General features: G+C 69.5%; 11 protein-coding genes. 8 read left to right on the top strand and 3 right to left on the bottom strand.

Annotated features, from left to right (window positions below; all coding sequences use genetic code 11):
- Positions 1 to 34: 34 nt before the first annotated feature.
- Positions 35 to 967 (top strand): S1C family serine protease, encoded by a 933-nt coding sequence (locus ACGFH6_RS28860; protein ID WP_393390187.1) that lies wholly within the window; start codon positions 35 to 37, stop codon positions 965 to 967.
- An 80-nt stretch (positions 968 to 1,047) separates the two neighbouring features.
- On the opposite strand, the gene ACGFH6_RS28855 is transcribed toward ACGFH6_RS28860, so the two are convergent.
- Positions 1,048 to 1,593 carry a GNAT family N-acetyltransferase gene (locus ACGFH6_RS28855; RefSeq protein WP_393390184.1) on the bottom strand — a complete coding sequence of 182 codons (546 nt, stop codon included), beginning with the start codon at positions 1,591 to 1,593 and terminating at the stop codon, positions 1,048 to 1,050.
- Between the two features lie 97 nt (positions 1,594 to 1,690).
- Between ACGFH6_RS28855 and ACGFH6_RS28850 the strand changes: the two genes are divergently transcribed.
- Positions 1,691 to 2,719: an NAD(P)/FAD-dependent oxidoreductase gene (locus tag ACGFH6_RS28850; RefSeq protein ID WP_393390181.1), complete on the top strand. Its 1,029-nt coding sequence runs from the start codon at positions 1,691 to 1,693 to the stop codon at positions 2,717 to 2,719.
- Positions 2,720 to 2,741: 22 nt separating this feature from the next.
- Here ACGFH6_RS28850 and ACGFH6_RS28845 read toward each other — a convergent pair whose 3' ends face one another.
- Both ACGFH6_RS28845 and ACGFH6_RS28840 read right to left on the bottom strand, forming a co-directional pair.
- Positions 2,742 to 5,447 carry a hypothetical protein gene (locus tag ACGFH6_RS28845; RefSeq protein WP_393390178.1) on the bottom strand — a complete coding sequence of 902 codons (2,706 nt, stop codon included), beginning with the start codon at positions 5,445 to 5,447 and terminating at the stop codon, positions 2,742 to 2,744.
- A gap of 148 nt (positions 5,448 to 5,595) precedes the next feature.
- On the bottom strand, positions 5,596 to 6,255 hold the full coding sequence (locus tag ACGFH6_RS28840; protein WP_393390175.1) for an MBL fold metallo-hydrolase: 660 nt from the start codon (positions 6,253 to 6,255) through the stop codon (positions 5,596 to 5,598).
- Positions 6,256 to 6,504: 249 nt separating this feature from the next.
- Here ACGFH6_RS28840 and uvrA point away from each other — a divergent pair, with 249 nt between their 5' ends.
- The 6 genes from uvrA to ACGFH6_RS28810 form a co-directional block, all read left to right on the top strand.
- Positions 6,505 to 9,519: an excinuclease ABC subunit UvrA gene (gene uvrA, locus ACGFH6_RS28835; protein ID WP_393390172.1), complete on the top strand. Its 3,015-nt coding sequence runs from the start codon at positions 6,505 to 6,507 to the stop codon at positions 9,517 to 9,519.
- Between the two features lie 214 nt (positions 9,520 to 9,733).
- The gene (locus ACGFH6_RS28830; protein WP_238163241.1) at positions 9,734 to 10,072 is read left to right on the top strand and encodes a hypothetical protein; all 339 of its coding nucleotides are present in this window, start codon (positions 9,734 to 9,736) and stop codon (positions 10,070 to 10,072) included.
- Positions 10,073 to 10,086: 14 nt separating this feature from the next.
- On the top strand, positions 10,087 to 10,389 hold the full coding sequence (locus ACGFH6_RS28825; RefSeq protein WP_131356880.1) for a hypothetical protein: 303 nt from the start codon (positions 10,087 to 10,089) through the stop codon (positions 10,387 to 10,389).
- Between the two features lie 103 nt (positions 10,390 to 10,492).
- The gene (locus ACGFH6_RS28820; protein WP_393390167.1) at positions 10,493 to 10,861 is read left to right on the top strand and encodes a DUF6507 family protein; all 369 of its coding nucleotides are present in this window, start codon (positions 10,493 to 10,495) and stop codon (positions 10,859 to 10,861) included.
- On the top strand, positions 10,858 to 11,139 hold the full coding sequence (locus ACGFH6_RS28815) for a hypothetical protein (protein ID WP_393390165.1): 282 nt from the start codon (positions 10,858 to 10,860) through the stop codon (positions 11,137 to 11,139). Before ACGFH6_RS28820 ends, ACGFH6_RS28815 begins: the two co-directional genes overlap by 4 nt.
- A gap of 79 nt (positions 11,140 to 11,218) precedes the next feature.
- The coding region (locus ACGFH6_RS28810; protein ID WP_393390162.1) for a toxin glutamine deamidase domain-containing protein at positions 11,219 to 15,148 on the top strand (3,930 nt) is incomplete at its 3' end.

Here is a 15,148-nt window from a genome sequence, read left to right as displayed (position 1 = left end):
GATTGCGGTGTAATGCTGTAATCAGGAGGCGGAGATGGCGGAGGACGACGTACTGGACGCCTACTCCCGAGTGGTCTCGGGAGTGGCGGAACACTTGATCCCGCGGGTCGCGAGCCTGCGGATCCGGAGCCGGCGGGGCGACTCGTCCGGATCGGCAGTCGTACTGACCGAGGACGGGCACCTGCTCACGAACGCCCACGTGGTCGGGGAGGGCGAGCACGCGACCGCGGAGTTCGCGGACGGGACCTCGGCCGAAGCCGGGGTGATCGGCGTGGACCGGTTGTCGGACCTCGCCGTACTGCGCGCCGACCGCGACATCCCGGACCCGCCGGAGTACGGCGACGCGGACGGCCTGAAGGTCGGCAACCTGGTAGTTGCCGTCGGCAACCCACTGGGCCTGGCCGGCAGCGTCACCGCCGGCGTGGTCAGCGCACTCGGCCGATCACTGCCGGTACGCAGCGGGTCCGCTCAACGGATCATCGAGGACGTCATCCAGACCGACGCCGCGCTGAACCCCGGCAACTCCGGCGGAGCCCTTGCCGACGGCAACGGACGGGTCATCGGCATCAACACCGCCGTCGCCGGCATCGGTCTCGGTCTCGCGGTCCCCGTCAACCCGACGACTCGCCGGATCATCTACTCGCTGTTGCATGACGGGCGAGTACGCCGTGCGTACCTGGGGCTGGTGACGACGCCCGCACCCCTGTGGCCCCAGTTGGCCGAACGCTTCGACCAACGCAGTGCGCTGCGCGTCGTCGAGGTCATCACCGGCAGCCCCGCCGCACAGGCCGGCCTCCGCCAAGGCGACCTCGTCCTGGCCGTCGACGGCGCACCCCTCCGCGACGCCCAATCCCTCCAACGCCAACTCTTCGCCGACGCCATCGGACGACGTACCGAGATCACAGCCATCCGCAACAACGCCCTGGTAGACGTCGTAGCCCACCCCACCGAACTAACCGACAGATAGGGCCGTCTCCAGCGCCGAGTCGTGGATCCGCGTTCGGGAAACGGCTCGGCTGGGACGATTGTTCACGACTGAGTGACGGCTCAGTGGTCCTTGTTGAGCGGGGCTCGGAGTAGTACGCCGGTGCCGGGTTTGAGGGGGTTGCCGGGGAAGGTGAAGTCCCGGGTGAGTTCCGTGAAGCCGAGGCGGTCGTGGAGGTCGAGGGTGGGGCCGTTTGCGAGGTTGGCGAAGTAGTGGATGGTGTCGGCGCGCTCCGCCGTCCAGCGCATGCGCTCGATGGTCAGGAGCTCGCCGATACCGTGCCGACGCCAGGCCGGTGACACGATCAGGCCGACCAGGTAGTACCCGGTCGGTGCCGTCGTCGGTGGATCGGCGGCGGTGGCCTCATGCCAGATCACACCGCCGTAGCCGACCACGTCGTCACCGACGCACGCGACCACGGAGTACCGACGTGGATCCTGCAGATCGCCGAGTAACCGTCGTCGGCGACCGTCGACCGATCCGCCCGTGCGGGCCACGATCAGCCGCGCGCACGCATCGAGATCGGCCTCCTCCGCCGGCCGCGTCCGCACCTCGGCACCCAGCGCCCGGCGGTCAGTCTCCGGCTCGTAGTCCGCGAACCCACTCATTGCGCCAGCCTAGAAGTTGCCGATGGACGAGCGACCTAAAAGGCCGTGCGGGGTGGACGCCGGGGTCGCTATGGTCGCGAAGATGTTGAGCGCACCGGTGGGTAGGGACTTGGTCGTCGTCGGCGCGGGCATTGTCGGCGCGTCAGTGGCCTATCACGCCGCCCGGGCGGGCGCTGCCGTGACGTTGGTCGACGGCGGGCGGCCGGGCGCCGGCGTGACGGCGAACTCGTTCGCCTGGCTGACTCTCGCCGGGCCGAGCGGAACCACTGGCGTGCAGGAAGGTCCAGCCGCCGGTCTGCGAGCCACCGCAACGGCGGAGTACCACCGACTCGAGGCCGAGTTGCCGGGACTCCCGGTGTCCTGGTCAGGCTCGCTGACCTGGACCAGCGAGGGCAGTGCACCGGACGCCGGACCTGGGCAGGCGATCGTCGACGCGACCACCGTGGCGACGCTCGAGCCGGCCGTTCGGCAGCCTCCGGAATGGGCGCTCTGGGCGCCGAGCGACGGCGCTGTCGACTCGGTGGGCGTGACGGCGCGGCTGGTCGCGGGCGCTCGCGCACATGGAGCTCGAGTACAGCTGGACACGCCGGTTACCGCGGTCCGCCGGGATGCAGCCGGCCAGATCGCCGGGGTTGAGACGGCGGCAGGCCCCCTCTCTGGTACGACGGTGGTGCTGGCGGCCGGGGTGGCCACGGCCGCGCTGGCCGCGCCGCTCGGTGTGCAGGTCCCGGTCGACCCGTCGCCGGCGACGCTGTTCCGGCTCAGCGCACCGGCCGGTCTGGTCCGCGGCGTGGTCAACACTGAGGACTTCGATCTTCGGCAGGTCGGTGCGGACCGGCTGATTGCCGCCGCGGACTCGCCCGAACGGACCCTCGCCGCAGTCCGGTCCACATTCCGTGGCGCCGACAGCGTAGAGCTGCTCAGCACCCGAGTCGGACTGCGCCCGATGCCGGCCGACGGTGACCCGATCGTCGGCCCGGTCGCCGAGGTCCCCGGCCTCTACTTGGCAGTGATGCACTCGGCGGTCACCTACGCCGCGGCCGTGGGCCGTCTGGTCGCGCGGGAGCTCGTCGACGGAACCGTCGAGTCGGCCCTGTCAGGTTGCCGCCTGGATCGCTTCCATTAGCGGCCTGACAAGATGACGGGTGCTAGTCGGTTGCCCGCGCGGGCGGGCACCATGCGCTCGGCCGCAGCCCGCCGCGCTTCCCGCAGAAGCCGATCTGGCGGGGTGCCTTCCTGCCGTCGACGTGCTGGACCGAGACCAGCTTGTCGACGGGGATGTGCTGGTCGACGAGTCCGCCGAAGTCGATCTGCCCACTCTCTCCGTCCAGTGCGGCCTTCCCGTGGATGCTGCTGAGACCGTGCCACACGGCCGCTGGGGTCAGCGGCAGGCCGGGCGCCGTGTCCTGCAGTCGCCCGACGGCCTTGAGGAACAGGTTGACCGCATCAAAGGCCAGCGAGGCATGTCCGTCCAGCGAGGAGTTCTGCACCTTCTCGCACTCGCGGGGGAACAGGTCCTTCATGGTGCTGTAGAGATCGCTCGCGCTCTCGCAAGTCGCGGTACCAGGAGTGAAGTCGAGAAAGTCGAAAGGCACTCTCGGGTACGTCGCGCGCTGCTGCGGGTCGGCCGCGAACCGCGCCACGTCGTCTCCGCCCAGGAACGTCGGCGGAGTCGAGCCACACACGTCGTTGGCGCCTTCCAGCACCTTGGCGAAGTCCTCCGACCGGCCGGCGAAGAAGACCAGACCTCGATAGCCGCACGCGCCCTCCCCGACACTGCGCGCGCCGTCCCCGGACAGCCCGGCCGGCGCAGGTGACGGGACGAACGACAGGTCCTGGACCGTGAACCCCGCTGCCGCGAACGATCGATCCGCGTCGTCGCGCAGGTTCTTGCTGTACTCGTCTGTCGGGTCGGACGAGTAGACCACGCGGACAGTACGCCGTACCTTGCCCTGCGAGGCGAGGTGGTTCGCGTATGCCGCTGCGATCGCCGCCTCGCGCCGATTCTGCGGACCGACCTGGTAGTACAGCGGCGACTGCTGGTCGAGCACGTCCGCCGACAAGGTGGTCGCGACCATCGGCAGCCCGATCTTGGTCAGTTCGTGGATCGTGGTGATGGTCGCCTGACGACTCTGGTCGAGCCCGGTGACGCCGACGATCGTCGGGTCGTCGCGCATCATGTCCTTCAGCAGTCCGACGATGGTGGGCCCGAACTGCATGTTGGATCCTGCGCTGGCCGGCAAGATGCGCAGTACCGGATCCGTCTCGCCCTGCTTGTCGAGTTGCCTCCGCTGCGCGCTCGCCGCCCCCTGAAGGGCCTCCCGCGCGTACTGCCGGCCGGCACCGCCGAGCAGCGCCGAGATGTGGACCAGTGTCACGACCCGACGACTCGGTGACGCGTCGTGGAGACGGTCGGCTTCGTCGTTCTGCCGGGCGATGGTGGCCAGCGTCTCCCGCACATCCTCGTCCGGTACGCCGAACGCGTACCCGTTGGGGGCGATGCCGACACACTCGCCAGTCGCCTGCCGCCGGAGGGTGCCGGCGTCGGGGTTCGAACTGCTGAGGTCGCAGTGCTCCCGCTGCCAGTCCTTCAGGTCGTTGAGCGCGTAAACACAGCCCGCGAGCACCAGGACCGCGGCCATGGCGCCGGCGGTGACAGTGACGCGGCGGCGACCCCACCCTGGCGTCCGGGGCAGCTTCACCACCTGGGCCGGTCCCACTCGCTCGAGGAGGTCGTCGTAGCGCTCGTCGGTCGGCGTCAGCGGAGCGGGAACATGCAGGGTGAGGTACCAGTCCTTGGCCTGGCGGCTGCGCTTGGCCGTGCCGAACTTGAACGCCCAGGACTTGTACGCCTGAAGCGGGTCGAACCGGAGACGACGGCCGGACTCGGAAGCGCGTGGCGTCCCGGCAATGACCAGCAGCGGGTCGAAGAGCCCGGTTTCGTTGCGGACGTCGATCAGCGAGCTGATGAACGCGTTGCCGCAGTTGTCGTCGTCGGCGCCCTTCAGGAAGGCCACGCAGTACGCCGTACGTCGCCAGGCCCGCCGTCTCCAGATCCGGCGTCGGTAGGCGACCCTGAGATCCTCCAGAAAGGCATTGATCATGAGTTTGCCGATCTGGTCCGGGTTCTCCCGCTCCCGGCGGGGCTGCGCGAGACGCAGGGCGAACCCGACGAACGTTCCCGGATCACCCGGCGCCATATAGGGCTGACGCAGCAGCCAGCGGTACTCCGTGCCCAGCACTCGCCAGGCCCGGAACCATACGGCGGGTACGACGTACAGCGCCAGGATCCAGCCCCACCACGGCACTCGCTCGTGGAGCGCCACCTCTCCGCCAGGACTGCGGAGCGCGGCCCACAATCGTCCCCGCCGCAACTCGCGCGCCCGCAACCTTTGCAGGAGCCGCCGGTCGTGGGGATCGTCCAGTCCCTGTTTGGTGTGGGTCGACTCGAGCAGCCAGTTGACCAGACCGAACCGACGGAACCGGACACGCGAGTCGCGGGCGTTGCTGGCCGAGGAGAACTCTTCTGCCAGCTCGACCAGGATCCGTCGGTAGAGCTCTGCTCGCAGCCAGCCCTCTCCGTCCTGGCTCAGGTCCGGCCGGTCGCTGCGGACCTTCGCCGACAATCGGGGCACGTCGATGAACTCGTGGGGGACGCTGATCGGCGCGGCCTCCGACAAGGACGTCCGGATGCCCTCGGCCAGGTCCACCTGGTCATCGCCCACCAGGCGGACGACGGGAATCCCGTCCCGGCCCTTGATGTCCTCGGGCAGCTCGCCGTGGGCGGGGCGGCTGACCAGTCGAGTCAGGAGTTGGTAGAACGCGTCGCAGTTCTCGAACACAGGTGTTGGCATGCTCTCCCCAGTGCGGCGTCACATCATCCCTGTCCGACGGGATGCGTCAGCCTACCGGCCGTAACCGGTCCACTACCTGCAGAAGTCCTATTCCTGCCAACCGCGTTCCCGAGCTGCCCTACGACTCAGCGAAGGCGGTGCCTGCGGACTACCAACCACGCGCCCGCCAGTCGGGGAGCGAAGGCCGCTCCGCGCCCAGGGTCGAGTCGTTGCCGTGCCCCGGGTAGAACCACGTCTCGTCGGGCAGGGTGCCGAAGAGTTTGGTCTCGACGTCGTTGATGAGCGAAGTGAAGCGCTCCGCGTCGCCCTGCGTGTTGCCGACGCCGCCGGGGAACAAGCAGTCGCCGGTGAACAGGTGGGGTGGGCCGTCCGGGTCGTCGTACACGAGGGCGATCGAGCCCGGCGTGTGGCCGACCAGGTGGATGACGCGCAGGCTGCAGTTGCCGACGGAGATGTGGTCGCCCTCGTCGACGAGCTGGTCGGTGGGGACCTCGATGCCCTCGGCGTCGTACCGGCCGGCGACCGTGGTGGCGCTGGTCCGGGCGACGACCTCGGCGAGGGCCTGCCAGTGGTCCTGGTGGCGGTGGGTCGTGACGATGCGGGCCAGGCCGCCGTCGCCGATCAGCTTCAGCAGCGTGCCGGCCTCGTTGGCGGCGTCGATCAGCACCTGTTCGTCGGTCTGCCGGCAACGCAGCAGGTAGGCGTTGTTGTCCATCGGCCCGACCGCGACCTTGGTGATCATCAACTGGGCCAGCTCGTGCGTCTGCGCTGGTCCGCCGACCTTGACGTTTCCGTGGTACTCCGGCATGCGCCCTCTCCCTGGATGTCGGTGATACCGCCGATCCTCGCACCCCGGAGCCGTTCCGGTCATGTCCGGCCCGGGTTGCGCGAACCACCCGTCGCGATCGAATATACTTTCGAAGCGGCCGGGGGAGAGCACCGGTATCCCGGCCGGTGCGGCGCCTCCGCCACAGCGCCGGAAGTTTTTGTCGGTGGGCCTCGTTAGCATGACGGGGCATGTCCCCGGTAACCCTCGAGAACGGCTGAGAGTGAGCTTGTGTCTGACCGTCTGATCGTGCGCGGAGCACGCGAGCACAACCTGAAGGACGTCTCGGTCGACCTGCCTCGGGACTCCATGATCGTCTTCACCGGACTCTCGGGGTCCGGTAAGTCCAGTCTCGCCTTCGACACGATCTTCGCCGAGGGCCAGCGGCGGTACGTCGAGTCGCTGTCGGCGTACGCGCGGCAGTTCCTCGGCCAGATGGACAAGCCCGACGTCGACTTCATCGAGGGGCTGTCGCCGGCCGTCTCGATCGACCAGAAGTCCACGTCGCGCAACCCGCGTTCGACCGTCGGCACGATCACCGAGGTCTACGACTACCTCCGTCTGCTGTTCGCCCGCGCCGGCCGGCCGCACTGTCCGGAGTGTGGCGAGCCGATCGCGCGGCAGACGCCGCAGCAGATCGTCGACCGCGTGCTGGAGCTCGAGGAGGGCACCCGGTTCCAGGTGCTCGCGCCGGTCGTCCGCGGCCGCAAGGGGGAGTACCTCGACCTGTTCCGCCAGCTGAGCGGTCAGGGGTTGTCCCGGGCCCGGGTGGACGGCGAGACGATCCAGCTCACCGACCCGCCGAAGCTCGACAAGCAGAAGAAGCACGACATCGACGTGGTCGTCGACCGGCTCGCGGTGAAGAGCTCGGCGAAGCAGCGGCTGACCGACTCGGTCGAGACCGCGCTCGGCCTGGCCAGCGGTCTGCTGGTGCTGGACTTCGTCGACCTGCCGGAGGACGACCCGCATCGCGAGCGCCGCTTCTCCGAGAAGCTCGCCTGTCCGAACGATCACCCCCTGGCGATCGACGAGCTCGAGCCGCGGTCGTTCTCGTTCAACTCGCCGTACGGCGCCTGCCCGGTGTGCACCGGTCTGGGCACCCGGATGGAGGTCGACCCGGAGCTGCTGGTCCCGGACCCGTCGAAGTCACTCGACGAGGGCGCGATCCAGCCGTGGTCCGGCGCGAACGTCTCGCAGTACTTCGAGCGACTGCTCGCGGCGCTGGCCAAGGACCTCAAGATCAAGACCACCACGCCGTTCGGCGAGCTGCCGGCGAAGGCGAAGAAGTCGCTGCTGACCGGGCACGACAAGCAGGTCCACGTCTCCTACAAGAACCGGTACGGTCGCGAGCGGTCGTACTACACGACCTTCGAGGGCGTGATCCCGTACGTCGAGCGCCGGCACGCCGAGGCGTCCAGCGACACCGGTCGGGAGCGCTTCGAGGAGTACATGCGCGAGGTGCCGTGCCTGGCCTGCAACGGCGCACGGCTGAAGCCGATCTCGCTCGCCGTGACGATGGGCGGCAAGAACATCGCCGAGGTCAGCGCGATGTCGATCGACGAGGTGCACGCGTTCCTCGTGGACATGGAGCTGAGCCCGCGGGAGAAGCAGATCGCGGAGCGGGTGGTCAAGGAGATCGGCGAGCGGCTGCGGTTCCTGCTCGACGTCGGTCTGGACTATCTGGCGCTGAACCGCCCGGCCGGCTCGCTGTCCGGCGGCGAGGCGCAGCGGATCCGGCTCGCGACGCAGATCGGCTCCGGCCTGGTCGGCGTGCTGTACGTGCTGGACGAGCCGTCGATCGGTCTGCACCAGCGGGACAACCGGCGACTGATCGACACTCTTGTGCGCCTGAAGGACCTGGGCAACACGTTGATCGTCGTCGAGCACGACGAGGACACCATCGACCACGCCGACTGGGTGGTCGACATCGGCCCCGGCGCCGGCGAGCACGGCGGCCAGGTCGTCGTCTCCGGCACGGTCGACGACCTGCGCAACCACCCGGACTCGATCACCGGCGCGTACATCTCCGGCCGCCGGGAGATCCCGATGCCCGCGGTCCGCCGGCCGCTGACCGAGGGCCGCGAGCTGACCGTGTACGGCGCCCGGCAGAACAACCTCAAGGACATCGACGTCACGATCCCGCTCGGGGTCTTCGTCGCGGTCACCGGGGTGTCCGGCTCGGGCAAGTCGACGCTGGTCAACGACATCCTCTACACGTCGCTGGCGCGGCACATCTACGGCGCCCGCGCGGTGCCGGGCCGGCATACGAAGATCTCCGGCATGGAGCTGGTCGACAAGGTCATCCACGTGGACCAGTCGCCGATCGGCCGTACGCCGCGATCCAACCCGGCGACGTACACCGGGGTGTGGGACCACATCCGCAAGCTGTTCGCGGACACCCCGGAGGCGAAGGTCCGCGGGTACCAGCAGGGCCGGTTCTCGTTCAACGTCAAGGGCGGCCGGTGCGAGGCATGCTCGGGTGACGGGACGCTGAAGATCGAGATGAACTTCCTCCCGGACGTCTACGTGCCGTGCGAGGTGTGCCACGGCGCGCGGTACAACCGCGAGACGCTCGAGGTGCACTACAAGAGCAAGACGGTCGCCGACGTACTGGACATGCCGATCGAGGAGGCGTCGGAGTTCTTCGCCGCGATCCCGGCGATCTCGCGGCACCTGAAGACTCTGGTCGAGGTCGGCCTCGGGTACGTCCGGCTCGGGCAGCCGGCGCCGACGCTGTCCGGTGGTGAGGCGCAGCGGGTCAAGCTGGCGTCCGAGCTGCAGCGGCGTTCCACCGGCCGGACCGTGTACGTGCTGGACGAGCCGACGACAGGTCTGCACTTCGAGGACATCCGCAAGCTGCTGGGCGTCCTCGGCGGCCTGGTGGACAAGGGCAACTCGGTCCTGGTCATCGAGCACAACCTCGACGTGATCAAGACCGCCGACTGGATCATCGACCTCGGGCCCGACGGCGGCCGTCGCGGCGGGACACTGGTCGCGGAAGGTACGCCGGAGGAAGTCTCGGAGAACCCGGCGTCGTACACGGGGGAGTTCCTGCGGGAGATCCTGGCCGGTCGCGCGGCCAAGCCGAGTGCGAAGCAGGCGGCCGCCGTGAAGAAGGTGCCGGCCAAGAAGGCAGTCGCCGCGAAGAAGACAGCAGCCAAGAAGACGGCGGCGGCGAAGTCCAGCGCGGCGAAGAAGACGACGGCTGTGAAGAAGACCGCGGCGAGGAAGCGCGTCGCGAGCTAGTCCCTGCGGCCGGCTGACCCCCCAGCTCCTACCGGGCTGGGGGGCGTCGGCGTACCCGGAAACAAGTTGGCTAAGGCAACGAGTTCCGGGCGTTGCGCGATCGCTCTGCTCGACCTGAGCCGAAAGTGACGGGTCTGCCGACGAGGTTCGCCGAGTGACCCGGTCCGACCACTAGCCTGACGGTGCGGCGCAACGACACTGCGAAGGAGAGACTGTGAGCGGACGCTGGGACATGGGCCAGGACACCCTGGGCCAACTGGCCAAGAAGACCACGACCGGAACGCAGGACCTGGGCGGCTTGGTGAAGCAACTGGTCGCCGCGGCGCAACCGCTGGAAGGCAAGATGAACGGCTCCGGCAAGCAGGCGTTCATGGCCTTCAAGGCCAACGTCGACAGCATTGCGGGCGACCTGAACGCCGGCCTCGCGGCGATCAACCAGGGCCAGTCCGGGATGGACGCCGCCTTCCGCGGCGGTGACACGGAGATGGCCGACACCGCGAAGAAGAACCAGGGCGGCGCGGACTTCAACGCCGCCAAGTTCGGCAAGCGCTGAGAGAGGAACTGACGATGGCGAACCGCAACAGCTACGACACTGCCGCCTCGGGCGAGGTGCAGACGACCATCAAGAACCTCTCCGGTCAGATCGAGGGTCTGATCGCGGCGCACAAGAAGAACGTCGCCGCCGCGCTCGGGGACGCCTCGGCCACCGACGTGACCGAGAAGTACCGCGGTGTCGAGGCGCGCTTCGACAAGGCGGCCGCGTCGACGCTGGCGATCATCAAGTCGCTGCAGGACACCATGTCGGCGAACGACGCCACCGCCGCCGCGACGCTGAAGAAGGCGTCCGCCGCGGTCGACGGTATCGGCTGACGCACCGTCGGATCCGCACGGTCCCGGACGCAGGCCAGCGACTGGCTGCGTCCGGGCCGGTTTGTGAGCCCAAGTTGGCCCCCGACCCCTCGGAGGAGCAAGAGTGGACTGGGACATCGATGTCGCCGGCACCAGCAAGGTCCTTACGGACACACAGACGGCGGCCGAGCCGTTCAACAAGCTGTCGAAGGACTACGGCGACAAGCTGAACAACCTGATCACCCCGTTGAAGTACGACGCCTTCGCCGTCGTCGCGGTGGCGATCGGGGAGTACGCCCAGCACTGGCAGCCGACGATCGAGGCCGCAGCCAAGCAGGTCGGCTCCTCACTGACCGGCGCGTCGAACGCGGTCAAGGCCTACATGAACGGCCAGCACGACATGGTCCTGAACGCGCAGCAGGCCGCGGGGCGGGGCGAGATCCCGAAGCCGCCCGGCTCGACCCGGCCGACCGGAGGGAACAGGGCGGAATGAGTGAGCAGCAACCGGCCGAGGTGCCGGCCGAGGTGATCGAGGCGGGCCGGGTCCGGCTGGCCGAGTGGCTGACCGCGCAGGCGCCGTCGCCGGATCTGGGCGCGACACCGGAGGATCTGGCCGACTGGCAGGCGCGACCCGCCGAGGAGTTCCTGGTCTTCGTGCCGCCGGGCTACGCCAACCAGGTGTTCCTGGTGGCCGAGCACGGTGTCAGCTCGTTCGCCCCGAGCGAGCAGTCGCTCGAAGAGGCGATGGCCGCGGCTCGGCCACAGGCCTGAGCGTACGTCGCCGTACCCGGTAGGCCCCCGGCGGAACCAGCATCCTGTTGACCCAGCGCGACCGAGGAATTGAACCGACATGATCGAACCGAACGGCATCCCGATCGAGAAGATCTCGACCGTGGTCACGGCGCTCGAGCAGAACGTGCCAGGACTGAGCGGCCTCGGGCAGCAGTTCACCGACCTGGGCAACAACGTCCACAACACGTTCCAGCGCCTGAACGGGGTGTACCACGCGCCTGAGCGTGAGGTCCTGGTCAACTCGACGAAGAAGATCCAGACGAACCTGACCGAGTTCGGTCCGAGTCTGCCGGCCATGTCACGGCATCTGACCAACCTGACCGGCGACGTCCGGGGCAAGCTCGGCACGCTGAAGGACATCCGGGAGGAGGCCTACGAGTGGCACCGGCGGAAGAACCGCAACCCGGAGTGGAAAAACGATCAGGACATGATCGACGACAACAACCGGATGGTCGAGGACGTCCGCCGGATCGTCCGGGAGGAGATTCCGAACCTCTGCTTCTCCGCGGCCAACGAGATCGTCAAGCTGCACGGCGGTAAGCCCTGGGACCCGAAGACCGGTGTGCGCGAGGGCGAGAAGCCGCCGGAGCAGAAGGAGCAGGACGGCGATCCGCCGCCGGAGGCGTGGGGAACGTCGGAGGAGCGGGACAAGCCGCTGTGGCAGGACTGCCTCGAGTTCCCGGTGAACTTCGTCGTCGGCGTCGCCACGGTGGTCGGTGAGACGCTCGAGGGTCTGCTGACCCTGATCCCGGTGCTGCCCGCGATCGCCAGCATCCCCGGCGTCCGGGACTGGGCGAAGGACAAGCTCGGGTGGGACATGCCCACCTGGGAGGACGCGGGCAACGCCTGGAAGGGCCTGGGCCTGATGGTCGCCCATCTGGCGACCGCGCCCATCGAGCTCGCCTGGTGGGGTTTCGATCAGCTCACCGGCCTGGACACCCGGCCTGACGCGGTCAAGTCGTACAGCGAGCAGGGCGCCCAGATGGGCCTGGGCATGGTGAAGGGCTTCGTCGCTTGGGACGAGTGGGCGAAGAACCCGGGCAAGGCGTTCGGCATGGCGCTCACCAACGTGGTCGCGACCGTGGCCAGCGGTGGTAGTGCCGGTGCGATCAAGACCGCGGCGATGGCCGGCAAGTTCGGCGCGGCGAGCATGGCGGTGGCGAAGGTCGCCAAGGTGGCCGAGTTCGCGCAGGGGACCAGGATCGCCATGCACGACGGCATCCTCGGCGCGGTGACGAAGATCCCGAAGGTCGGCGACGTGGTCGGCGGCCTGTCGAAGATCCCGATCGTCGGCGACACCTTCAAGCTGCAGGGCGTCCCGAAGATCGACGTACCGTCGACGCACACTCCGGACGTCAGTTCGTCGGACACCCCAGACATCAGCACGCCGTCGGACACCCCGGACATCAGCACGCCGTCGGACACCCCGGACGTCAGCACGCCGGCGGCCCACGCGAATGCGCCGACGGTCGACAGTCCATCGGTGGACACGCCTGCGGTTCACGACACAGGCGGTACGCCGCAGAGCCCGGTCAGCGATGCCCCGTCGGCTCCGCTGTCGCACGCCGACCCGAGTACGACGTCGCCCGCCGCGCACACCGGCCCCGGAACCACCGCACCCGGCGGCAACACCCCGGCCCCGACAACCCAACTGTCGGCGCCAACCACTCACGCCCCCGACACCCAGCCCACACCAGGCACCTCCCGCGCACCAGAGTCCGGTACGCCGAGCACGTCCCGTGCGCCGGAGTCGAGCACTCCGTCCACGTCGCGTGCGCCGGAGTCGACCACGCCGGGCACGTCGCGTGCGCCGGAGTCGAGCGCACCGTCCACGTCCCGTACGCCTGAGTCGACCACACCTGGCACGTCGCGCGCGCCTGAGTCGACCACGCCGGGCACTTCGCGTGCGCCTGAGTCGACGACGCCAGGCACGACGCGCACTCCCGACGGGCAGACGACGCCAGGCACGTCCCGCGGGCCGGAGTCCTCGGCACCTGGTTCGACCCGCGCACCCGATTCGACCACGCCCAGCGGCACGCGGACGCCGGATTCCACGTCGCCGAGCACCACGCGTACGCCGGACTCCACCACGGCCCCGGGAACGACACGCACGCCCGAGCCGTCCACGCCGAGCTCGCACACGCCTGGGACCAGCCACACGCCGGACTCACCCGGAACGCACACCCCGGAGTCAGGGAGGCCAGGCCCGACCCGCACGCCGGAGTCGACCACGCCGGGCCGTACGCCCGAGCCGTCTACGCCGAGCACCCACACCCCTGGGACCAGCCACACACCGGACTCACCCAGCACGCACACCCCGGAGACCCCCGGCACGCACACTCCGCGCACGCCGGAGAGCGGGACGCCGCATACGCCGGACTCGACCACCCCGGGTCGCACACCTGAGTCGACAACGCCGGGCACGCACACCCCGGAGACCCCCGGCACGCACACTCCGCGCACGCCGGAGAGCGGGACGCCGCATACGCCGGACTCGACCACCCCGGGTCGCACACCTGAGTCGACAACGCCGGGCACGCACACCCCGGAGACCCCGGGCACCCGCACGCCGGAGACGCCCGGTACGCGCACGCCGGAGACCCCGGGCACGCACACCCCGGAGACGCCCGGCACGCATACGCCGGAGACGCCGGGCACGCGCACGCCTGAGCCGGGGCGGGCGCCGGACGTGGCGCCGGCGGCGAGGAACGCCGACCCCGTGGTCCAGCCGGTCATGCCGGTGCACCCCGGCGTACCAGGGCACGTGGGCGGATCGCACGGCACGCCGAACGCCCCGCACTCCAACGCCCCGGGGACACCGAACGCCCCGCACAGCAACGCCCCGGGCACACCGAACGCGCCGCACTCCAACGCGCCGGGTGCGCCGAATCGGCCGCATGACGCGGCGAATGATCCGAAGTGGGACGACCCGCTGCGCCGGCAGGTCGAGATCGACCGGTTGAAGCCGGACTATCTGCGTCCGGAGCCGGGGAAGCCGCGCTCGATGGTCGACCCGCACCAGCACATCCCGGCGCGGCGGGAGGACCCGCGCTGGGGCGAGCTGACCGATTCGGTCGGCGACCCGCCGGTGAGCAACGTGCCGGACTGGGTGGGCCGGGTCAATCCGGACCACGACCTGAGCCCGCACTACCGGATGAACTGCCCGGACATCTCGCGGAACGTCGCCGACATCCTGAACGGCGGTGAGCCGCGGCTGGCGTCCGGGAACGCGTTCAAGAGCGGCGAGGATCCCGAGGGGACCCTCGAGTGGATGGATCTGGACGACTTCCGGCCGGAGCACAAGATGGCGGCGCCGCAGGGCCCGCACAACCCGGCGGACTTCACGAATGCGGCGTACCGCCGGGTGTACGACGCGCTGACCGGCAAGCCGCCGGGCACGCACGCGAACATCTTCGTGACCTGGAAGGGCGGTACCGGCGGGCACGTCTTCAACGCCTTCGTCGACGAGGGCGGCAGGGTCAAGTTCCTGGACGCGCAGCCTCCGGGCGGCAAGCTGGTGGACTCGTTCCCGCCCGGCCACACCTCCCCGCACCCGGTGAACCCGTACCACGACGCCAACGGCAGGCCGGTGGACATCGACTCCATCATGTTCGCCACCCGTGAACCAGGCGGACGCTGGGACGGCATCCCGCGCTCGCCGAACACCCCGCCGGCGTCCCAGCTGCGCTTCCAGCGCGACGTACGTCCCGTCTCGGGCGCACCCGACGTACCCAACGCATCCCCGTCCATCGCGGACCGCCTCAACCCACCAGACGCGCCAACCCGCACCCCCGACCCGGCGTCACCAACAACCTCACGCCCCGAGGGGCGCGCACCGGAGTCCGGTACGCCGAGTTCGCGGTCCGAGCCGCCCCGTCACACGGATCAACCGGAATCCCACACCCCGGAGCAGCCACACCACGCCCCGGGCTCGCACGCACCGAACGGCCACACCCCAGATCCACACGCGCCGCAGAGTCGTACGCCG

This window comes from Kribbella sp. NPDC049227 (genome assembly GCF_043197265.1).
Lineage (GTDB): Bacteria > Actinomycetota > Actinomycetes > Propionibacteriales > Kribbellaceae > Kribbella.
This window is presented reverse-complemented; position numbering and strand designations above follow the sequence as displayed.

Bases quoted from the DNA above. Each gene is read 5' to 3' on its own strand.
- ACGFH6_RS28860 (WP_393390187.1), top strand. From the start codon at position 35: ATGGCGGAGGACGACGTACTGGACGCCTACTCCCGAGTGGTCTCGGGA.
- ACGFH6_RS28855 (WP_393390184.1), bottom strand. From the start codon at position 1,593: ATGAGTGGGTTCGCGGACTACGAGCCGGAGACTGACCGCCGGGCGCTG.
- ACGFH6_RS28845 (WP_393390178.1), bottom strand. From the start codon at position 5,447: ATGCCAACACCTGTGTTCGAGAACTGCGACGCGTTCTACCAACTCCTG.
- ACGFH6_RS28840 (WP_393390175.1), bottom strand. From the start codon at position 6,255: ATGCCGGAGTACCACGGAAACGTCAAGGTCGGCGGACCAGCGCAGACG.
- ACGFH6_RS28825 (WP_131356880.1), top strand. From the start codon at position 10,087: ATGGCGAACCGCAACAGCTACGACACTGCCGCCTCGGGCGAGGTGCAG.
- ACGFH6_RS28815 (WP_393390165.1), top strand. From the start codon at position 10,858: ATGAGTGAGCAGCAACCGGCCGAGGTGCCGGCCGAGGTGATCGAGGCG.